This window comes from Streptomyces sp. N35, assembly GCF_016464295.1.
Taxonomy (GTDB): Bacteria; Actinomycetota; Actinomycetes; order Streptomycetales; family Streptomycetaceae; genus Streptomyces.
Window position 1 is genome coordinate 52,823 of sequence record NZ_JAEIMH010000009.1, and the last position, 21,229, is coordinate 74,051.

The window sequence follows — 21,229 nt, forward strand, 5'->3', positions numbered from 1 at the left end:
GGGGGGCGGGGGGGGCGGGGGGGGGACGGGGCCGCCGCGGGCCCCCCCCCCCGGCGCCGCCCCCCGGCGGGGGGCGGCGAGCCACGCGAGCGTGGCCCAGGTGGCGAGCAGGAAGACGCCGCCCAGCGCACTCGCGGCCAGGACGATCCGCAGGAGCCGAGGGGCGGCGGAGAGGGTGCGCTCGTCGATCCGCCGGGACAGGGCGCGGTACCAGTACACGAGGTATCCGGTCATCCCGTTGGCGCGGACCTCGTCGCCGTGGCGGGAGTACGTGGCCCACCAGCGCATCATCGAACGGACATTGCGGTCACCGACGTTGAGGTAGTGCGTCTCGTAGTCGACGCGTGCCGAGAGCACCGCCCCGATGCCGGCCGGCACCACGGCGAGCAGGAGCAGCGGCAGCATCAGCGGATGCAGCGCCGTGATCACCCCGCTCGCGGCGAGCATCCGGATCATGGCGGACAGGAAGCGCTGGGCGTCCTGCACCATCAACCGGGTCCGGGTGACGCCGACTTCGGCCGCCTCCTGCCGGTCGGCGAACCCGTCCTCCGCGTACGCCGAGGACTCCACCCGGCACACGGCCTCGACCAGCGCGATATCGGCCTCGCTGGTCAGCAGCGGAGTGACCCGGCCATCCGCGTACGAGGACAGGGCGCCGCTGATCCGGCCGACCGCCGCGGCCGCGGTCACCGCGAGGAGCGCGGGCAGCGCGGCGTGCAGACGTTCGGACACGAGCCCCGTGCCGAGGACATGGCGCATCGCCTGAGCGGTGAACGCGAGCACCACCGCGGCCGAGACACCGGTCAGGACCTGGCTGAGGACGAGCAGCACCACACCGGTCCTGTCGACGGCCCAGGCGCTGCGCGCGGTGTGCCCGAGTACCGCGCGGAATCGAACGCGCTCGATTCCGGACTCCGTCGAGTCCTTGGCGGGCAAGGCCTCGAACGTGCGGGCGCCGCCGCACAGCCGTCCACGGTCGTGCGGACGTGGCCGAATCGCCGAGCCTTGAGACCCCTGTGACGGATGGGGTTTTCAACGGATGGTTTTCAACAGCCCGGTCGAGAGTTCACCCCACCCACCGATACCTCCGCTCCGGCCGCCCCGTCCCCCCGTACTTGAGGGTCACCTCCGCCCGGCCCGTATCCGTGAAGAACTCCAGGTAGCGGCGGGCGCTGACCCGGGACAGGGAGCCGGCCTGGGCGCATTCCGTGGCGGAGAGGCCCGACGGGTGGGTGCGCAGGACGCGTTCGACCAGTTCCGCGGTGTGGGCCGCGAGGCCCTTGGGGAGTTCGCGGGAGCCGGGCGGGCGGGTGCCGAAGATCTGGTCCACGTCCTCCTGACGGGCCTCGTCCAGGGTGTCGAGGCGGGTGCGCAGGGCCGCCACATGCCGCAACTGCTCCTGCAGCGCGGCCTGGTTGAAGGGCTTGATCAGATAGTGCAGGGCGCCGGCGCGCAGCGCGGAGCGGATCACCTCCGCGTCCCGCGCGGCCGTGATGAAGAGTGCGTCGACCGGGGGGCGGGAGGGGTCCTGTTCCTCCGCGGCGCGCAGCTCCCGTAGGACCGAAATGCCGTCCATGTCCGGCAAGTACACGTCCAGAAGGACCAGGTCGGGGCGCAGGCGCTCGGCCGCGCGCAGGGCGTCCGCGCCGTTGTGGGCGACTCCCACCACGGTGAAGCCCTCCATCGCGGCGACATGGCGGCCGTGCAGCTTGGCCACCATGAAGTCGTCGTCGACGACCAGGACCGTTGTCGTTGCGGGGGTCTGCGCACTCATCGGCGCAGGTTAAGCACGCGACCACAAGGACCACAACGTTCGTTGCTTGCGGAAGAGAGACAGCTTGTTAACGCGCAGGCAACATGTGGGCCACCTCACAAGGCTTTAACGCCCGCTTACACAACACCCGCTCACCAAACACCCACTGACACAACCGACAGGTGGTGGCACACGTGCGTCTGCGCACTCCCCTCGCCCTGCTCGGGGCCGCGCTCCTCGTCCTCGGGGCCCCGCCGCTGCTCTCGGCGGGCAGCGATGCCGACGACGGCACCAAGATCCCCAGGCTGCGCTTCATGGTCCCCAACACCCCGGGCGGCGGCTACGACGTCACCGCACGTACCGCCGCCAAGGACGCCGAGGACGCCGGACTCACGCACGGCATCGAGGTGTTCAACATGCCCGGCGCCGGCGGCACCGTGGGCCTCGCCCGGATCGCCGAGGACAAGGGCAACGGACGGCTCGCGATGTCCATGGGCCTCGGTGTGGTCGGCGCCGCGCGCTCCAACGACTCCCCGAAGACCCTCGCCGACACCACCCCGATCGCCCGGCTCACGGAGGAGCAGGACGTCGTGGTGGTCGCCGAGGACTCCCCGTACAAGACGATCGACGACCTGGTCGGCGCCTGGAAGAAGGACCCGGGCAAGCTCCCGGTCGGCGGCGGTTCGTCGCCGGGCGGGCCCGACCATCTCGCGCCCATGCTGATGGCGCGCGCCGCCGGGATCGCGCCCAAGGACGTCAACTACATCCCGTTCGACGGCGGCGGCGAGCTGCTCGCCTCGATCCTCGGCAACAAGGTCGCCTTCGGTGTCTCGGGCGTCGGCGAGTACCTGGATCAGATCAAGTCCGGTGAGCTGCGGCTGCTCGCCGTGACCGGACCCGAGCGGGTCCCGGGCCTCGACGGCCCCACGCTCATGGAGTCCGGATACGACGTGAACTTCACCAACTGGCGCGGCATCGTCGCCCCGCCCGGCCTCGACGAGGACGAACGGACCAAGCTCATCGAGTTCTTCGAGGAGCTCCATGACTCGCCGGAGTGGAAGAAGTCGCTCGAGACGAACGGCTGGACCGACGCCTTCGTGACGGGGGAGAAGTTCGGCGACTTCCTGGAGAGCGAGGACAAGCGCGTGGTGTCCGTACTGAAGGAGCTGGGGCTGTGACCGCCACCGTCGAACCTCCCAAGCCGGAGGAATCCCGCAAGTCCTGGCTGCGAGGGCTACGCGAGTATTCAGAACTCGGCGTCAGCGTCCTTCTGCTGGCGCTCGGCATCCTGGTCCTCACCGACGCGCTGACGATGGAGGTGGACATCGAGCAGCGCGGCCCGATCGGGCCGAAGACCGTGCCGATCGTGGTCGGCATCGGGCTGCTCGTGATCGCCGTCCTGCTCGCGATCGACGTGCTGCGCGGCGGCCGCGGCGAGGCCGAGGGCGGCGAGGACATCGACCTGTCCGAACCGGCCGACATGCGCACGGTGTTGCTGCTCAGCGGCGTCTTCCTCGGCTTCGCGGTCCTCATCGGCCCGCTCGGCTTCCCGATCGCGGGCGCGCTGCTCTTCTGGGGCGCAGCCTTCGCGCTCGGCTCACGGCGGCTCGACCGCGATCCGCTCATCGCGGCGGTGCTCTCCGTCGTCACGTACGCCGTCTTCAACAACCTGCTCGGGGTCCCGCTGCCCGGTGGCCCGCTGATCGGAGCGCTGTGACATGAACGCTCTCAACTCCCTGATGGACGGCTTCGGTACGGCACTGACGCCCATCAATCTGCTCTGGGCCGCGATAGGTGTGCTGCTCGGCACGGCGATCGGCGTGCTGCCCGGCATCGGCCCCGCGATGGCGGTGGCGCTGCTGCTTCCCGTGACGTACGGGCTCGACCCGACGGGCGCGTTCATCATGTTCGCGGGCATCTACTACGGGGCGATGTTCGGCGGTTCGACCACCTCGATCCTGCTCAACACCCCCGGTGAGAGTGCCGCCGTGGTGGCCGCCATCGAGGGCAATCCGATGGCCAAGTCCGGCCGGGGCGCGCAGGCGCTCGCGGCCGCGGCGATCGGGCACTTCGCGGGCGGCATGGTCGGCACGATCCTGCTCGTCGCGCTCGCGCCGAAGATCGCGGACCTCGCGGTGGACATCGGTGCGCCCGACTACTTCGCCATCATGGTGCTTGCGTTCATCGCGGTGACGAGCGTGCTCGGTTCGTCCCGTATCCGCGGGCTCGCCTCGCTGCTCATCGGTCTCACCATCGGCCTGGTCGGCCTCGACCAGATGACCGGCCAGCAGCGTCTGACCGGCGGCTCGCTGCAGCTCGCCGACGGCGTGGACGTGGTGATCGTCGCGGTCGGTCTCTTCGCGATCGGCGAGGCCCTGTGGGTGGCCGCCCATCTGCGCCGCGGCGGTGCCGAGGCGATTCCGGTCGGCCGGCCGTGGCTCGGCAAGGCGGACGTCAAGCGGTCCTGGAAGTCCTGGCTGCGCGGCCCGCTGATCGGCTTCCCGTTCGGCGCGATCCCGGCCGGCGGCGCGGAGATCCCGACGTTCCTCTCGTACGTCACCGAGAAGCGGCTGTCCAAGCACAAGGACGAGTTCGGCAAGGGCGCGATCGAAGGCGTCGCCGGCCCCGAGTCCGCGGCCTCCGCTTCGGCGGCGGGCACCCTGGTCTCGATGCTGACCCTCGGTCTGCCCACCACGGCGGTCGCGGCCGTGATGCTGGCCGCCTTCCAGCAGTACGGGATCCAGCCGGGCCCGCTCCTGTTCGACCGCGAACCGGAGCTGGTGTGGGGCCTGATCGCCTCCCTGTTCGTCGGCATGGTGCTGCTGCTCTGCCTCAACCTGCCGCTCGCCCCCCTGTGGGCCAAGCTGCTGCGCATCCCGCGCCCGTACCTCTACGCGGGGATCCTCTTCTTCGCGGGAGTCGGTGCGTACGCGGTGGCCGGTGAGGCGATCGACCTGGTGATCCTGCTGGCCATCGGCCTGCTGGGCTTCGGTATGCGCCGCTACGGGCTGCCGGTGCTGCCCGCGGTCATCGGTGTGATCCTCGGCCCGGCCGCCGAACAGCAGCTCCGCCGCGCGCTGCAGATCAGCGACGGCAGCGTGACAGGCCTGGTCGACACACCGTTCTCCGTCACGGTCTACGTGATCATCCTGCTGCTGCTCGCCTGGCCGCTCCTGAAGAAGCTGGTGCTCCGGAAGGGGCGCGGGCCCGCGCAGGACCGTGAGGATGCCGCGGTCTGAGCTGAGCTACGGGTCGGCCCTGTGGTGAGCTACGGATCCGACCTGAGCTGAGCCACGGGTTCGACCCGAGCTGATACGCGACGGGGTGCGAGGGCTGCTCAGTCCTCGCACCCCGTCGGCGTCTGTCTGGAGGCGCTCACCGGGCTCAGGCCTCGGGCCACCAGGTCTTGTGGATGTCCTCGCGCACTTCCGGACGCGGGCCCACCCTGCGCTGGGCTTCCTCGGAGCGCTCACGCTCACGGCGGATCGCGGGCTTCGGGATCGGCTTGCGGATCGTCTGGCGGCGCATGATGGCCTCCTAGCGTCGAGTCGCCCGGGTGCTGAGTACCGTTCGTTCACTCGGTTAGACCCGGGCGAGGAGCCTTTCTCATCGCCGCCCGGTTTGTCAGTGGTGCTTGTCACGCTCCTGACGGGTTTCTTCCCTCCTGGACCAGGGTTCGACCCTCATGTTTCAGCATGTGGGACGACGCGTGAATTCCTTGCGCCGCAAGGGCGTTGGAGCACGGCCTTTTGGCCAGGGGAATTGTCGGTGGCGGCTGCGACGATCCCGGTATGAGCGACGAACACACACCGGCCGCCACGGTCGGCTGGGACGCGGAGGCCGCGGCCTTCGATCCGGAACCCGACCACGGCCTGCACGACCCGGCGGTCCGCGCGGCCTGGCACGAGCGGCTCGCGTCCTGGCTGCCGCGCTCGGCATCCGACGTGCTCGACCTCGGCTGCGGTACGGGAAGCCTGGCGCTGCTCGCGCGGGAGCAGGGCCACCGGGTGGTGGGCGTGGATCTGTCGCCGCGCATGGTCGAGCTTGCCCGCACGAAGCTGGGGGCCGGGGCCGAGGTGCTGCTCGGCGACGCGGCCCGGCCACCGGTCGGTGCCAGGACCTTCGATGTCGTACTTGCCCGTCATGTGCTGTGGACGTTCCCGGACCCGTCGGCGGTTCTGGCGCACTGGTGCTCCTTGCTGCGGCCCGGCGGGCGTCTGGTCCTGGTCGAAGAGGGCCGGGGCGCGGAGGGACTGCCCGTCGAGGAGATCACCCGGGCCCTCGCCCCGCTCGTGACCCGCGTGCACACGGAGGACCTGTCGCCGGACGCACGCCTGTGGGGCCGGCCGGTCGACGGCCCGCGGTACGCCGTGGTGGCGCGACAGGGGCCGCCACGTCACCGTGAGGTCGTCGACGTCCATCTCCTCGTGCGGCGGGGCGACGAGGTGCTGCTCGCCCGGCGGGCCGGCACCGGCTATGCGGACGGACTGTGGAACCTGCCGTCCGGTCACGTCGAGGACGGTGAGGACGTCCGGGCCGCGGTCCTGCGCGAGGCGTACGAGGAGGTGGGCCTCCGACTGGAGCCGTCCGACGTACAGATGGCGTTGGTGATGCAGCACCGGGGTCCCGGCGGAGCCCCGCGCGTCGGCTGGTTCTTCGAGACGTCGGCCGGCGGCACCCCGGTCAACCGCGAACCGGACAAGTGCGACGCCCTCGCCTGGTATCCGCTGTCGGACCTGCCGGACGGCATGGTCGCGTACGCCCGCGCGGGAGTCGAGGCCCACCGCGCGGGGGAGCGCTTCGTCCTGCACTGGCACGAGGACGGTGACGCGATCGCGTACGAGAGCGATCGCGACCGGTCGGTGCCGCTGCCGCGCACGACCGGGGGACAGGTCCACCACATCGAGCTGTGGGTGCCGGATCTGGCCGCGGCCTCGGCATCCTGGGGCTGGCTGCTCGGCGAGCTGGGCTACTCCCCGTACCAGTCCTGGGAGTTGGGCCGCAGCTGGCGCCTCGGGGACACCTACGTGGTCGTCGAGCAGTCCGCGGACCTGTCCGGCAGCCGCCATCACCGCACCGCGCCCGGCCTGAACCACCTGGCGTTCCATGTACGGGACCGGGCAGCCCTCGACGCCCTGGTGGCGCGCGCCGCCTCCCACGGATGGTCCCTGCTGTACGCGGAGGACCATCCGTACGCGGGCGGTGAACAGCACTGCGCCGCGTACCTGGAGGACGGCCTCGGGTACGAGGTCGAGCTGGTGGCGCGCGACGGCGCGGGCGGGGCCGACGGAGTCCGCTGACGCGACAGCGTCAGCGAGCAGTGCCGCCGGCCCGCTGACGCCACGGCCTCAGTCGAGCAGCGTCGCCAACCCGCTGACCTGCGCGACCACTTCGAGCTCGTCCAGGGCGCGCACGGCCTCCGCCGCCGCCGCCGGATCGCGGTCCGTGAGGCCGCTCTCCTCGAACTCGTCCTCGTCCAGGCGCAGCACCGTCGAGCCGTCCGCCGAGACCCACAGGTCCAGGTCGAGGTCCTCGACGACGAGTTCGCCGGAGTCGAGGACCGCCGGGCGGGTCACGTCGCAGTACCAGCCCTTCAGCCAGCCCTGCGCCGTACGCACCTCCTTGACCGAGTACCAGCGGTTGCGCCAGTAGTGCTCGGTGAAGACATCACCCGGCTCGAAGCGTACGAAGCCGAAATCCCGCACCCCGTCGCTCGCCCACGGCGCACGGACCGTCACCTGCGTGCCGTCGTCCGCGAGCAGGAGCGCGGGGTAGCGGATCTTCGTACGGCCCGCCTTGGTCAGGTGGACCTTGAGCATGTCGTCCTTGAGGGGATCATCCGAGGTCGCGGACATAACGCACCTCCGTCGCGCAGATTTCGTAACCGAACCATTTGTTGACCGCCAGCATCGGGCCGTTGTCCGAGTCGTTGCCCGTGAACGCCTCGGTGTAGCCGGCCGCCCGGGCCCGGAGCAGCGAGTCGGTCTTGACGAGCTTCGCCAGGCCCCGGCCGCGGAACGCTCTTGCGGTGCCCGTCATCCCGGACCCGTAGCGCGTGCGGCCGTCCGTACGGGCCGCCGTGAACGCGGCCGGTGTCCCGTCGACCAGGGCCACCGTGCTCAGCTCGTGGTCGAGCAGCGGATGGCGCCAGGTCGAGTCCAGCCACTCCTCGAAGTCGTCGAGCTCGGCGTCGAGATCGCCGGGCTCGTCCGCCGTGCACTCCGCGTCGAGCTCGAACATCGGCCGCGGGTCGTCCGCCCAGGCCGACACCGGTACGAGCTCGACGTCCGCCGGGAGCTCCGGCTGCGGCGGCAGCGAGCCGTTCGCCAGGTCCAGGCGCAGAAAGTGCGCCGAGCGGCTGGCGCGATAACCGCGGCGCTCGGCGAAGGAACGGTTCGTCACCTCGTCGAGCACCCACGCATGGACCCTGTCGGCCCCGGCGCCCGCGACATACTCCTCCGCCGTACGCAGCACGAGGGCGCCCACCCCGTGCCCGCGGTGCTCCGGATGCACGTAGACATTCGCGAAGGCCTGCCCGGGAGTGCTTGCCTCGTGAGCGATCCCGGCCTCGGCTCGCGCCACGATCTCACCGCCCCGTTCGGCGACGAAGAGCTGATAGCGACTCGCGGGCACGGCGTGGGAGGTGTCCCACAGGGTCGCCTCGGGCGTGGTCACCATGAACGGGAGGGCGGCGCGGAGTACTTCGGCGGATGCCGAGGCGTCCTCGGGGCGGAAAGCACGGACGATGACGGTCATGGTCACGGACGTTACGTGGCACGCGGGAGGCGCGCCTCCCAATTACGGCGCGGTAGGTATACGGGACTTCGCCCTAGGTATGCGGAGCGTGGACCGCCGCAACGGGCCCCGTACCCGTACGGGGACGCGTCCTGCCTGCCACAATCGGGCCCGTGACTTTGAAGCTCCGTATCGACCAGGGCGCAGCCGAGGCGCCGTATGAGCAAGTGCGCGCCCAGATCTCCGCGCAGGCACGTTCGGGAGCGCTGCCGGTGGGCTACAAGCTGCCGACCGTACGCGGTCTCGCCGAGACGCTCTCCCTCGCCGCGAACACGGTCGCCAAGGCGTACAAGGCCCTCGAGGCCGATGGCGTGATCGAGACCCGCGGACGCAACGGCACCTTCGTCGCGGCCGCCGGCGGAGCGGCCGAGCAGAAGGCCGCCGAAGCGGCCGCCGCCTACGCGGCCCAGGCCCGACGGCTCGGACTCGACCGGGAGGCGGCGCTCGGGGCGGGCCAGGGCGCGGTGCGGGCGGCGGATTCCTGAGGTCTCCCCCCCTGCGGGACGTCCTTACAGGTACAGCCCCGCATCCGCCCCGCCCCGCGGCTCGGGCACCGAGGTCGGAGACACCCCGCGCCGCAGCGCGTACAGCTCGGCGAGCGTCGCGCCCTCGCGGCCGACGGCCGACGCGGCGTCCGGGAAGTCCGCACCCAGCCAGTCCAGGGACTCGCGCCGGGTCAGAGCGCCGACCTCGATCCGGGCGAGACAGCGGCCGGGCCGGACGACCGCCGGGTGCAGCCGCTCCAGGTCCTCGTTGGTGGTGACGCCGACGAGGACATTGCGGCCCTGGCCGAGCAGTCCGTCCGTGAGATTCAGCAGCCGGGACAGGGCCTGGCCCGCGGTGTGCTTGGCCTCGCCGCGGATCAGCTCGTCGCAGTCCTCGAGCAGCAGCAGCCGCCAGCGGCCCTTGCCCGCGCCGTCCTCCTCGCCGATCGCGATGTCCATCAGGTAGCCGACATCGTTGAACAGACGCTCGGGGTCGAGCACGCAGTCCACCTGGCACCAGTCCCGCCACGAGCGGGCGAGCGTGCGCAGCGCCGAGGTCTTGCCCGTACCGGGCGGACCGTGCAGGAGAAGCAGCCGGCCCGCGATGTCCTCGGGCGTGGTCTTCATCAGCCGGTCCATCGCATCGGACACCGAGGCCGTGTAGTTGGGCCGCACCTCGTCCCATGTACCGGCGGAGATCTGCCGCGTCGTGCGGTACGGGCCACGGCGGGGCGATACGTACCAGAAGCCCATCGTGACGTTGTCCGGCTGGGGTTCGGGCTCGTCCGCCGCGTCGTCGGTGACCTGCTTGAGGACACGTTCGGCGAGTTCGGCCGAGGTGGCGGTCACCGTCACGTCGGCGCCGCGGCTCCAGCGCGAGATGAGGAGCGTCCAGCCGTCGCCCTCCGCGAGGGTCGCCGAGCGGTCGTCGTCACGGACCGCGCGCAGCACCTTCGCGCCGGACGGCACCAGATCCAGGCCTGCCTTGACGCGCTCGATGGACACAGCGTGCGAGTACGGCTGCTCGCCCACGGCGAACCGGGCGAGGAACAGCGCGTCCACGACATCCGACGGTGAGTCGTTGTCGTCCATGTTCAGCCTGATCGGCAGGGCCTGCCGGGGGTCCTTTTCGGGCATGCGGTACATGATCCGTCACGAGGGGCCCCTGCGCACGGAATTTCCGGCGCCGTCCCACCGGCCCGGTGCTCTGAACGGGTGTGTTACACACCCGTGGCACCGGAGCCTGTCATTCCGTCAACCGGCCCGATTACCCTTGCCCGTTGATGGGACGTCATGGGTGGAAATCGGGGGCACGGCGGTGGCGGCTCACCGCGTTGCTCGGCGTGGGTCTGGCGGCACTGGCGCTGGTCCTGACGCTCAGCAACCTGCCCGACGGCAAGGGTTCGACCGCCGGTACGACGACCGACGGCGACAAGGTGTGGGGTTCTCCCACGATCCCCACCGAACGGCCCGAGGCCGAGCTCGGCTGGGGTTTCACGCACACCGAGCACAGCGCGGACGAGGGGGAGGACGGCGCGGTCGAGCGCGCCGAGAAGACCCTCACCGGACCGCGCCTGCCGCAGCTGCAGCACATCATGGGCTGGGGCTCGGACAACCCCGAACCCTCGCCGGGCCGTTACCGGTTCGGTGAGATGGACGCGCGCATGGACTTCATCCGCGCCACCGGCAGCACCCCCGTGGTGACCCTGTGCTGCGCCCCGGACTGGATGAAGGGCGGCAAGGCCGGTGTCGACAACACCGACTGGGACCGGCTCGAGACCCCGCCCGACCCCCGGCACTTCAAGGACTTCGCCAAGCTCGCCGCGACCGTGGCCAAGCGCTATCCGGATGTACGGCACTTCATCGTCTGGAACGAGTTCAAGGGGTTCTGGAACGACGCCGAGGAACGCTGGGACTACGAGGGCTACACCCAGCTGTACAACCTGGTGTACCGCGAGCTGAAGAAGGTCAACAAGGACATTCTCGTCGGTGGCCCGTACCTGGTGATGGACAGTCTCAACCCGCGCCAGAGCGAGAACGCCTCCGACGAGCTCAAGGGTGACTGGGGCAGCGCGGACCAGCGGGTGCTCGACGCCTTCGACTACTGGAACGAGCACAAGACCGGTGCCGACTTCGTGGTCGTGGACGGCTCCAGCTACACCGCCGACGACGAGCTGATCCCCGACGAGTTCGCCGCCACCGATAAGTTCACCGACGTGAGCGAGTGGGTGCGGGAGCGTTCCGACGGGCTGCCGCTGTGGTGGGCCGAGTACTACGTCGAGCCGGGCGACCACAACGACAACCGCGACGACTGGGCCGAGCCGCACCGCGTCGCCGTGCAGGCCGCCGGCCTGATCGCGATGGCGCGGGGCGGCACGACCACGGCGTTCTACTGGAACCCGCAAAAGCGCGGCAAGGACTGCGCCGGCTGTCTGTGGACCTCCACCGAACTGGACGACGGCGGCGCCGAGTTGCCGATGCTCGGCCTGCTCGAGCGCTTCCACAAGGAGTTCCCGCCCGGCACGTCGTACGAGGACGTCACCGTCTCGCCCGAGGGCTCGGCGGTCCGCGTCCTCGCCGACGACAAGGCGCTCCTGGTGGTGAACACCGTCGACCGCCCCACGCAGGTGACGGTCGCACAGCTGTGGCCACAGCTAGGGCCTGTCTCCTTGATCCCCGCGGGCGCGCGGGGGATCAAGGAGACAGGTCCTAGGCCAGCGTCAGGAACCGCTGCACCAGTGAGGCGAGCAGCACCGCGAGCAGCGGCAGCGAGAACCAGTACGTCGACTGCAGCCACTGCAGCTGCCGTACGCTCGGCGGCGACGCCACCCGTACCACCTCGCGGACAGCGAGCAGGGCGATCAGCGCGATCGCCGCGAGCGCACCCACCACCGACCAGGGCGTCCAGGTGACCTGGGGGCCGATCGGACCCGGATCCGCCTTCTTGACCTCGTCGTCCGGCTGCTGGCGCAGCGTGTACAGCGTGGCGTCCGCGTTGCTGTACGCGCGTTTCAGTTCGGGCCGGTCGTCGAGGTTGTGCATCAGTCGCTTGTCCCAGTTGCGGGGATAGCCGCCGTCCAGGTTGAGCGTGGTGGTCTGGCCGCGGTTCACCATCAGATACGAGTTGGGCCCGGCGTCCCTGAGCGACTTGATCAGCGAGCCCACGAGGACCGGGTCGAGCGGCGCGAGGGTGGGCTTGTACTCGACCTTCTCCATGTCCCGCTTGCCCCAAGGGGCCGCCGGCGTCACGTTGTTGACCTCGTCGTCGGTGAGCCAGAGCAGCCGTACCGTCGGATCCGAGTGGTCGTACACGTACTCCATCGCCGCGACCTCGCCCGGCCTGACCCGCTCGAAGGGCTCATTGCCCCAGCGGGCGATCAGGAACCCGCCGACCAGGAGCAGGCCCGCCATCAGGGCCGCGAGCGGCGCGAGCGAGACCCGGTCGCGGTCGCGTTCCTGCGCGGTGATGCCGGTGCGCGGGAACAGGGCGAGACCGGCGAGCAGCGCCGCACCCGGCAGCGCGAACATGAACACGCGCAGCGCCATCTCGCCGCCGTACGACTGCATGCCGAACCCGAGGAACGGCACGAAGGTCAGGATCACCAGCGAACGTTCCGCGTACTGGTATCCGCGCCGGCGCCACCAGCCCCATACGGCGAGCGCCATGACGAGGCCGGCCAGGCCCACCCGCGAGTAGAGGACGAGCTGATGGATCGAGCTGCCGCCCTCGATCCGCCCGCCGACGGACGAGGTGACATTGCCGCCCACGCCGCCGACGCCGCCGAACAGCTCCTCGAAGTGCCCCGACCAGTAGGGCTCGGCGAGGAAGCCGATCCAGACCACGACGAGGATGCCGAAGAGGATCGGCAGGCCGCGCAGCTCGGAGCGGCCGAAGACGACCAGGGCGGCGATCACCCCGAGCATCACGAACGGGGTGAGCTGATGCGCCGGCACCGTGGCCGCGAACAGCGCTATCAGGACGAGGACCAGCGTCGCCCGCTGCCCGCGCGTGGTCTCGAGCACCTCGGCCTCGCCGGGGCGCCGCTTGGCCCAGAGCACTCTCGGCGCGCGGAACCAGACCAGCAGGATCGCCACGAAGGCGATGTAGAGCAGATAAGTGAAGCCCTGGGGCGAGAAGTAGTCCTGGCCCACCCAGCCGCTGAGCACGAAGATCCACACGCCCGCCCACTTGGCCCGCCAGCTCGCCCGCATGGAGCGGATGAGCAGGAACATCGGGGCGAGATAGGCGAGTTGGACGACCATCGGCCACCAGCGGATGACCTCGCGCATATCGCTCACGCCGCAGGCCTCGGCGATGAACGTGGCCGCGGCGAAGAAGCCCGGCCAGCTCCAGCGCGCGTCGAGGTCGGGGACGGCGGAGCCGGTGCGGTCGATGTACTCCATGAAGCCCAGGTGCTGCCACGCCGTCGCGAACCGCGGCTCAGCCTCGATGACCGCGGGCAGTGCGTGCAGCGAGACGAGCGTGCCCAGCAACGCGAGGGTGAGCAGCAGCCGGTGCGGCCGCTCGTGCCAGAGCAGCGACGCGAAGGTGACCACGAGCAGCGCCGCGCCGAAGAGGGTCGCTGGCGGCAGCACGGAGATCAGCCCGAGCCCGTTCATGGCGTCGAGATCCGCGTCGTCCATGCCGAGTACCGGCACCCAGTACAGGCCGAGCGCGACGATCAGGAGCAGCCCGAGCCCGTACGAGCGGGAGACGGGTGCCGGCGCGGCCACGGCGCCGCGCGGCGGCTCGGGCGGCTCGGCGGCGGGGCTCGACGGCGTCAGCGCCCGCGCCCGCGGTACGGCCGAGGAACTCGCCACCACCGACGGGAACTTGGACCGCTGCTCCCGCGCCACCGGCGTCCGCTCGGCGCCCGGTTCCTCGCTCGCCTCCCGCGACGGCTCGGACGCGGCGGGGGGCGCCGCGGGCGGGGGTGGTGTGGGCGGCGGGGGGGGCGGGCGCGGGGGGGGGGCCGCCGGGGGCGGCCGCGGCCAGGTGGGGCGGTGGTCGCCGGGGTCGGACGGGGGCGTGGGCGGTGCGTCGCTGTCGCGCGGTGCGTCGTCGGGCTCGTCGTCCGCTCCGTCGCGGGGGTCGGCCGCCTCGTCGGTGGGCGGGGCGTCGGCAGGTGACGTGTCGACAGGCGAGGCGCCGGACGGCGGTTCGGTGGTGGGTGACGTGCCGGACGGCGGTTCGTCTGCGGGTGACGTGCTGGAAGACGCCCCGTCGGCAGGCGACTTGAGGGTCGGGGCCTCGTCGGCAGGTCGCTCGAAGGCGGTCCGGGGATCGGCGGGTCGCTTGTCCAGGGGCCGTTCGTCCGCGGGCTCATCCTTCGAGGACGCTTCCTTCGAGGCCGTCTCCTTCGAGGACGCCTCCTTCGAGACTGCTCCCTCCGAGGGCTTGGCGCCCTCGGACGCGTCGACTCGTACCGTGACGGCATTCCCATCCCGTACGGCCGGAACACTCCCACCTCGTACGGCTGGAACGTCCCCATCCCGTACGGCCGGAGCGTCCCCGTCCCGTACGGCCGGAACCTCCCCACCCCGTACGACCGGAGCGTCCACCACCGCGTCCTCGGCCATGTGCTCGTCCTCCGTCCGATCGGTCCCGGCCGGGGGTTCCTCCGTACCGCCCCCGTCACCGGCCACCGCCTTCGCCGCCCACGAGGGGCCGCCGCCCGCGTCCACGGGCGTGGGCCGCATGCGCTGATGCGGGGCGCGCGGTGCCTCGGGCACGACGATCGGCAGACCACCCGCGGGCGTCCCCGGGCCGGGACGTACGTCCGGGCGGCGGTCCAAGTGGTCGAAGTCCACCGGGAGTCCGAGCTGCAGTGTCTCCGCGTCGAGCGCCGCACGCAGCGCCCAGGTGGGCCGCCGCACCAGCGGGCCCAGCATCATCGTGGTCTCGCCGGACGGCGCACCGGCACCGGAGAGGTCACCGACGGCCGTCACCGGTTCGGGCGCCCGCACGGGCGGGGCGCCGCGCACGACCCCGTACAGCCTGACGGCGGAGATCGAACCGATCACCGCGAGGCTGCAGACTTCCGCGACACCGGCGCCGGTGAGCCCCATGCGCGGAAGGAGCACCAGCGTGACACCGAGCACCAGGACGCACAGCGCGCCCTGCAGATAGGCGAGTGGTGAGGTGCGGCTCTGGGCGCGCAGGACCGCGAAGTAGGTCTCGATGATCACGCGGAGCAGCGCACCGACCGCGAACCAGCGCAGTAGGGGAGTGGCCGCGTCGGCGTACCCGCTGCCGAAGACCGCCAGGATGTAGGGCGCCCCGAAGAACAGGATCGCGCAGACCGGCAGCATGATCCGCGCCATTCGCTTCAGCGCGGCACGGCAGTTGGCGGCCAGCTGGGTCGGATCATGGGCGCCCTCGACGGTCAGCGAGGCGCCCATGTTGATGGCGAGCAGATTGACTGTGCCGCCTATCGTCGTGGCGATGTAGAAGTACGCGTTGTCCGCCGAGCTGACCTGCGCCGCGACGATCACCGGGATCAGGTAGACGACAGCGAGCGAGAACAGCGAGCCGGTGTAGTCGCCGGCCAGGAAGCGCCCCATCTCGCGCAGCGACGGTGGCTGGACGGTGTCCTTGGTGGCCTGCGTGTGCTTGGGCACAAGGCGCCGGAACACCAGCCAGCCGAGCGGCAGCACCGACACCGCGATGGCCGCGACCCAGGAGACGAACACGCCGGCCGTCGGGATCGCCGCCGCGAACGCGACCAGGAGCACCAGCTTGACGATGGAGAACACGGTGTTGCCCACCGGCACCCACAGCGCACTGCGCAGCCCCGTGAGCACCCCGTCCTGCAGCGTGAGCAGCGACCACGCGACGACGGCGACCAGGAAGCCCAGACCCGGCCACGGCCCGTCGAGGAAGGCGAACGAGGGCCCCCACAGGTCGAGCGTCAGCAGGAAGATCCCCGCGGCGAACGCCACCGCCAGCGAACTGCCCGCGTACGTACGGAGGATGAGCTTGCCGGTCGTGCGGCCCGCGACCGGGATGAACCGCGCCATGGCTCCGGTGAGCGTGAGCGCGGCGAGTCCGGCGATCAGTTTCATCGCCGCGATCGCCGCCGAGCCCTGGCCGACCGCCGCGTCCGAGTAGTAGCGGGCGGCGGCCAGCCAGAAGCCCAGGCCGAGCACGGCGGAGATCCCGGTGTTCAGCATCAGCGCATAGGCGTTGCGGAACAGCGGACTGCCGCCGCCCGAGGGCAGCTTGAGTCTGCGCCCGTCGGGCTGCCGCGGTCGCCCGGGCGTCCGGTTCACCTCGGAGGCCGCCTGGGCGGTGGACGTGTCAGACACGGGTGAGGCCGGCCTTTCGGCGGAGCTTGCGGGTTCTTCGGACGAGGGCGTACCCCTTGGTCAACGCACGGTCCTTCGCGAAGGTCCGGGCCACACCCCGGCCCTCCACGGAGCGCGCGAATTCCTCGGCCGTGGTGCCGCGGCGCACGGTGAGCCGCCGCAGCGCGTACGGGCCCTGCGGGCGGCGCGCAAGGCGGTTGCCGACCGCGAGTGCCTGCCCGTAGCCGCTGGCGCGCACGAGCCTGCGTACCGCGGCATCCGAGTAGCCGTAGGGATACGCGAACGAGTCCGGCCTGCTGCCCGTCTCGTCGCCGACGATCTCGCGGCAGCGAAGCAGCTCGAACCGCAGGGCGTCCTCGGCCAGTTGGTCGAGCTGGGGATGGGTGTGGCTGTGCCCGCCTATCTCGATGCCCGCCTGCGCGAGGGCCCTGACCTGCTGCCAGTCCAGCATGGTGTCGAGCGCGCCGCCGGTGTCGTACGAGCCGCGCAGCCAGCCGGTCGTGACGAACACCGTGGCCGTGAAGTCATGCCGGGCCAGGACGGGCAACGCATGCCCGTGCACACCTGCGTAGCCGTCGTCGAAGGTGATGAGGACGGGTTTGGGCGGCAGCGGTTTCCCCTCGCGCCAGGCGAGGGCGAGCCGCGCCGTGCTGACGGGGGTGAAACCGCCTGCCGCCAGGACGTCCATCTGCTCCGCGAACGCCTCCGGTGCGACGGACAGATCGCGGGTCGCGGGCGCGGGTGCGTGCGCGACCGCGTGATACATCAGTATCGGTACAGCCTGGCTGTTCATCCCGCGGCCCCCTGACCGTCCGCGTCCCCACGTCTCATGCCGCGGCCTCCTCCCCGCCGCCGTCACGCGGCGTGGGCGTGGAGATCTCGGCCCCGCGGAAGGACCCTTCCCCAAGCTCTCGGCTTCGCTCGAGCAGGGGATACCCCATTCCCCTGCGGGCCCGAACGCTCCCGAGTACGTACCCACCGGCGGCCGCGGCCACTCCGGCCACAATCGCCCCCGCCCGCCCGGCGCCCCCGCGCCGGCCGAGCACCGCGTCGCGCAGCCCGCGCGCGACGCCCGCGGGCAGGACGCGGGTGGTGTAGCGACGCTCGGACTCGAGTCCCTTGTCGCTGCCCACACTTCGCGCCACCAGAGCTTTCGACAAGCCCTCCGCGTACGTACGGGTGCGGAAGTAGCCAAAGCGCTCGCGGACTTCGGGCACCCGGTGGTGGATCACCGCGCGGTCGTCGATGAGCAGCACGGCCTCGGGCATCGCCCGCGTGAGGCGGATGCACAGCTCCGTCTCCTCGCAGCCGAGCGGCCGTTTGTCGCCGTCGCGGCCGATGCCGGTCGCGAAACCGCCCGCGACCGAGAAGGCCTCCCGCCGGAACGAGGCATTGCCGCCCAGGACGTTGCGCACCCGCACCAGACCCTCGGGCAGCCCCTTGTACGTGCAGCCCACGACCCAGTCGAACTCGGCCGGAAACCAGTCGGGCCTGCGCCCCGACGCCCAGATGGGCATGGTGCGCCCGCCGACCGCCATCACGTCCGGATCGTCGTACGCCTCGGCGAAGTGCAGCAGCCACTCGCGCTCGGCCACCGCGTCGTCGTCGAGGAAGGCGATCACCTCGCCGTGCGACGCGGCGATGCCGGTGTTGCGGCCCGCGGACAGGCCGCGGGGGCCCGCGTTCGCGAGCACCCGCACCTCCACAGCGTCCTTGGGGGACTCCTTGTACTCCTTGGTGAGCCGGTCGAGGAGCGCCTCGTTGTGATCCACCACGAGAAGCGTCTCCAGGGCCGGCCTGGACTGCGCGCGCACCGAGGCGACCGCTGCGAGGATGTCCTCCCAGCGGTCCTCGGTGTATACGCAGATCACCACGGAGATGCGTGGTTCGCTCAAGACCGTTCGCCCTTCTCGGAGCGGTCACCGCCGTGCCCGCGCACCTCGTTCAGGCCGACGAACTGGGCTCGCCTGCGCCGCTGTTGGCGGTCGGCGCGCTCCTTGAGGATCACCTTGAGCACCCTGATGCCGTCACGGACGGCGCGCAGGTTGCTCGCGCCGTGGATCCGTACGTACTCGTGGCTGGGGATCTCCTGGACCTTCAGGCCCGCCTTGACGACCCGTATGTTCATCAGGGTCTCCACCTCGAAGCCGGTGCAGTCGAGGTCGATCTTGTCCAGGCAGTAGCGCCAGAAGGCGTTGTAGCCGTAGCAGAGATCGGTGTAGCGGGCGCCGAACTTGCGGTTGACCACCGCGCACAGCGCCCAGTTGCCGAGCTTGCGGATCGGCGTCATGTCGTCGGTGCCGCCGCCGTTGGCGAAGCGCGAGCCCTTGGCGAAGTCGGCTCCGGAGACGAGCGCGGAGACATAGGACAGGATCTCGTGGCCGTCGGCCGAACCGTCCGCGTCGACCATCACGATGATGTCGCCGGTGCAGGCCGCGAAGCCGGTGATGAGGGCATCCCCCTTGCCCTTGCCGCGCTGTGTGACGACCTTGACGTCCGGCCAGAGTTTCTGGGCCACGGCGACGGTGTCATCCGTGGAATTGCCGTCGACCAGAACCACTTCATGGATCCAGTCGGGCAGCGTTTCGAAGACGTACGGGAGATTCTCCGCCTCATTCATGGCGGGGATCACCACACTCACCGGCGGTGCTATCGCGAGGTGAGTGGAGACCGGACGGTACTGGTCGGGTATGCGTCCGGCCCTTGTCGAGTGGCCGTTCTCGGACGGCGCGATTAATGGATCGTCACCCGGTACTGCCGGGCGCAGAAATGCACTCATGAGTCAGGTCCCTCTCGTCCGGTGGACGGCCCGCCCCCGGGCAGTCCGGATGAGTTTCCGGTTCGAAAGGGGGGTTCTCATCGTGAGGCATGACGGATCGAGCTCCCGGCACACCGGATGAGCTGGCTTGTGCTGCCGCGCGGCGCGTGATTCGGCAGTGTTGCGTTCACCGAGCACGGCACCCCCCTACCGCGCCCCGTACCGGTACCCATCGCGGCCCCTGGCCCTCCCCTGGTGCCGTAGTGCGTGATGGTCCGATGCGGGTGGATGTAAGACGGTATTGATGTTTGGGTCTGTATGGCAAGACCTGGAACGTGGTCCTACATTTTTTCCACTATTGCCGGAGTTTTCCGCTCCGCCCCTGTGTGAGCTGCGATCGGAAGCGTCCGGCTCTTTTGAGCAATTTGTCGGCCGATTCGAACCATTCCGGCCGGCTGTGCACGGTGTTGCGCAGCGCGCGGACGGGGGCGCGGCGCGCCCGATGTCCGTACGCCACCGGGTGACGACGGGTCACCCAGCCCTCGGACACGGTGAGTTCCCGTGTCTTGAGGGAGTCCTTGTATTCCTTCTGGCCCCGCCCGAGGTCGAGATACGCGATCCCTTCGGCGGCCGCGGCCTCGGCCATCCGCAAATGCAGCAGTAGGCCGGGCGAGTACTTCGCGAAGTCCGGGTCGTACGCGGGGAACCAGCACGCGAGCACACGCTCGGAGCGCAGTCCGAAGTGCGCGGCGACGGGCCGGCCGGCCGCGTACAGCACGGAGAGCTGAGCGGCGAAGGCGGCGGAGCGGGTGTGGAAGAGCCGCTCGACGAGCTCGTTGATCCATGGCTTGGCGAAGCGGTCGCTGCGGCCAGTCCTGCGGTACTGCGCCGACTTCCACTCCTTGAGCGTGCGCAGCGCTGCGGGATCGCGCTCGTCGTGCACATAACGCACCGCGGGGTGGTCGCGGTCGAGCTTGCGGCCCTTGGCGAGCGTCCGGCCCGTGAACTTCGGCGAGCGAGACCGAAGTTCGGCCAGATACGCCTCGTACCCCTGGTCGATGTCCATCACCGGTGAGGCGAAGTACCCCGTTCGGGTCGCTTCGAACGCGGGCTGCGGCTCCACCAGGTGGTCGTACTCCCAGACCGACAGGGAGCAGGCCTTCAGCAACTCCTGGGCGTCCCAGGTGAATCCGGGTGCGTGCACCACGCCCTGGCAGTCGGAGAGCCCGAGGCCCACCGCGCGGCCCACGCCGGCGGCCGTCCTCTCGTACGGGAAGAAGGCGACGGGTTCACCGGCCTCACGGGCCACGGCGATACGCACCCCGCGTCGGGAACGGCCCACCGCGAGCGCGAAGTCGGGGGACAGGAACGGATTGCCCAGACCCGGCAGACCGTGCAGATGCGCCTTGGACTGCATCGCGGTCCATGCCGCCCGGTCGGCGCTGGTCAGTTCGCCGGGGCGGTACACGCTGATGTCCATTTCTGTGGATCCGCCCTACGTCTCGGAGCTCTTCGTCGTACGTCGCAGATGTACGGGGTGCTTCCGGGTGAGCAGTGCGATTGCCCCGATCACGAGGGACAGTCCGCACACCGCGACCATGCCGCCACGCACCGACCACATGTGCATGGCCAGCATCGCTTGTGCCACAAGGAGGTTGAGTGCCGCTCCACCCATAAGGGACGCCACGATGCGCCCCCACGGTTGCAGCCCGTTCAAAGCGAGGGCGATGGCTCCGGATGGGGCGCCGAGCAGCAGCGCGAGAGTGAGTGGTCCGCGTAACGGAGAGTCGAGATCGCCGAAGGCGAGAATCGCGCCGAACACCACCACCGCGGTGGCCGCGCCGGCGAACAGCAGGGCCAAGTCGCCCGAGCGCGGGCGCTCCTGGGCCGCTCTGCCGTCTCCTGATGAGTTGTCGCTGTCGTTACTGATCGTCTGCATTGGCGACTTTGCCCCCCAGCGCGCCGGATGCCGGGCTTCACTTTGGACCGCGTCCCGACGGCCCGTCAAGACAGCGCGGGAGGTTGTGGTCTGTCTGTGTGTGAACCTCTCTGCGCGGAAAATTCATGGCATGCACACTCCCCGTGACAAATGAGGGCTGGTACGACAGTTGTGGCAGAGATCCTGCTAAG

General features: G+C 70.6%; 16 protein-coding genes and 2 pseudogenes. 6 read left to right on the forward strand and 12 right to left on the reverse strand.

Translation table 11 applies throughout. The features are described from left to right. Positions 1-936, reverse strand: a pseudogene (locus JAO81_RS07430) (ABC transporter ATP-binding protein); the annotation flags it as partial. 130 nt (positions 937-1,066) lie between these two features. Then, complete coding sequence (locus tag JAO81_RS07435; RefSeq protein ID WP_199546977.1) at positions 1,067-1,774, reverse strand: response regulator; 708 nt, start codon at positions 1,772-1,774, stop codon at positions 1,067-1,069. A 173-nt stretch (positions 1,775-1,947) separates the two neighbouring features. On the opposite strand from JAO81_RS07435, the gene JAO81_RS07440 reads away from it, so the two are divergent. The 3 genes from JAO81_RS07440 to JAO81_RS07450 are packed head-to-tail and all read left to right on the forward strand — an operon-like array spanning position 1,948 to position 4,992. Then, positions 1,948-2,931, forward strand: a complete 984-nt coding sequence (locus tag JAO81_RS07440; protein WP_199546978.1) for a tripartite tricarboxylate transporter substrate binding protein — start codon at positions 1,948-1,950, stop codon at positions 2,929-2,931. After that, positions 2,928-3,470 carry a tripartite tricarboxylate transporter TctB family protein gene (locus JAO81_RS07445; RefSeq protein ID WP_199546979.1) on the forward strand — a complete coding sequence of 181 codons (543 nt, stop codon included), beginning with the start codon at positions 2,928-2,930 and terminating at the stop codon, positions 3,468-3,470. The genes JAO81_RS07440 and JAO81_RS07445 overlap by 4 nt, the downstream gene beginning before the upstream one ends. A gap of 1 nt (position 3,471) precedes the next feature. Continuing rightward, positions 3,472-4,992, forward strand: a complete 1,521-nt coding sequence (locus JAO81_RS07450; RefSeq protein ID WP_199546980.1) for a tripartite tricarboxylate transporter permease — start codon at positions 3,472-3,474, stop codon at positions 4,990-4,992. A 145-nt stretch (positions 4,993-5,137) separates the two neighbouring features. Here the strand turns inward: JAO81_RS07450 and JAO81_RS07455 are convergent, their stop codons facing one another. Next, a complete protein-coding gene (locus JAO81_RS07455) occupies positions 5,138-5,281 on the reverse strand; it encodes a hypothetical protein (RefSeq protein WP_165336057.1) in 144 nt (47 codons plus the stop codon). A gap of 263 nt (positions 5,282-5,544) precedes the next feature. Between JAO81_RS07455 and JAO81_RS07460 the strand changes: the two genes are divergently transcribed. Further along, positions 5,545-7,053, forward strand: a complete 1,509-nt coding sequence (locus JAO81_RS07460; RefSeq protein ID WP_199546981.1) for a trifunctional class I SAM-dependent methyltransferase/NUDIX hydrolase/VOC family protein — start codon at positions 5,545-5,547, stop codon at positions 7,051-7,053. A 48-nt stretch (positions 7,054-7,101) separates the two neighbouring features. Here the strand turns inward: JAO81_RS07460 and JAO81_RS07465 are convergent, their stop codons facing one another. Continuing rightward, a complete protein-coding gene (locus JAO81_RS07465) occupies positions 7,102-7,608 on the reverse strand; it encodes a DUF402 domain-containing protein (protein ID WP_199546982.1) in 507 nt (168 codons plus the stop codon). Then, positions 7,589-8,509 (reverse strand): GNAT family N-acetyltransferase, encoded by a 921-nt coding sequence (locus JAO81_RS07470; protein WP_199546983.1) that lies wholly within the window; start codon positions 8,507-8,509, stop codon positions 7,589-7,591. Before JAO81_RS07470 ends, JAO81_RS07465 begins: the two co-directional genes overlap by 20 nt. 152 nt (positions 8,510-8,661) lie before the next feature. On the opposite strand from JAO81_RS07470, the gene JAO81_RS07475 reads away from it, so the two are divergent. Further along, positions 8,662-9,033, forward strand: coding sequence for a GntR family transcriptional regulator (locus tag JAO81_RS07475; protein ID WP_199546984.1), 372 nt, complete (start codon positions 8,662-8,664; stop codon positions 9,031-9,033). 24 nt (positions 9,034-9,057) lie between these two features. On the opposite strand, the gene JAO81_RS07480 is transcribed toward JAO81_RS07475, so the two are convergent. Further along, positions 9,058-10,170: a DUF5925 domain-containing protein gene (locus JAO81_RS07480; protein WP_199546985.1), complete on the reverse strand. Its 1,113-nt coding sequence runs from the start codon at positions 10,168-10,170 to the stop codon at positions 9,058-9,060. Between the two features lie 146 nt (positions 10,171-10,316). Here JAO81_RS07480 and JAO81_RS07485 point away from each other — a divergent pair. Beyond that, positions 10,317-11,669: pseudogene (locus JAO81_RS07485) on the forward strand (xylan 1,4-beta-xylosidase); the annotation flags it as partial. A gap of 73 nt (positions 11,670-11,742) precedes the next feature. Here the strand turns inward: JAO81_RS07485 and JAO81_RS07490 are convergent. From JAO81_RS07490 to JAO81_RS07515, 6 genes are all read right to left on the reverse strand, one after another. Next, positions 11,743-16,341 carry a polysaccharide biosynthesis C-terminal domain-containing protein gene (locus JAO81_RS07490; protein WP_374194267.1) on the reverse strand — a complete coding sequence of 1,533 codons (4,599 nt, stop codon included), beginning with the start codon at positions 16,339-16,341 and terminating at the stop codon, positions 11,743-11,745. After that, the gene (locus tag JAO81_RS07495; RefSeq protein ID WP_199546986.1) at positions 16,334-17,134 is read right to left on the reverse strand and encodes a polysaccharide deacetylase family protein; all 801 of its coding nucleotides are present in this window, start codon (positions 17,132-17,134) and stop codon (positions 16,334-16,336) included. Before JAO81_RS07495 ends, JAO81_RS07490 begins: the two co-directional genes overlap by 8 nt. 34 nt (positions 17,135-17,168) lie before the next feature. Further along, positions 17,169-18,236, reverse strand: a complete 1,068-nt coding sequence (locus JAO81_RS07500) for a glycosyltransferase family 2 protein (protein WP_199546987.1) — start codon at positions 18,234-18,236, stop codon at positions 17,169-17,171. Further along, positions 18,233-19,120 carry a glycosyltransferase family 2 protein gene (locus JAO81_RS07505; protein WP_267912985.1) on the reverse strand — a complete coding sequence of 296 codons (888 nt, stop codon included), beginning with the start codon at positions 19,118-19,120 and terminating at the stop codon, positions 18,233-18,235. Before JAO81_RS07505 ends, JAO81_RS07500 begins: the two co-directional genes overlap by 4 nt. A 334-nt stretch (positions 19,121-19,454) precedes the next feature. Then, the gene (locus JAO81_RS07510) at positions 19,455-20,579 is read right to left on the reverse strand and encodes a GNAT family N-acetyltransferase (RefSeq protein WP_199546988.1); all 1,125 of its coding nucleotides are present in this window, start codon (positions 20,577-20,579) and stop codon (positions 19,455-19,457) included. 15 nt (positions 20,580-20,594) lie between these two features. Continuing rightward, positions 20,595-21,038: a hypothetical protein gene (locus JAO81_RS07515; protein WP_199546989.1), complete on the reverse strand. Its 444-nt coding sequence runs from the start codon at positions 21,036-21,038 to the stop codon at positions 20,595-20,597. Positions 21,039-21,229: the final 191 nt, after the last annotated feature.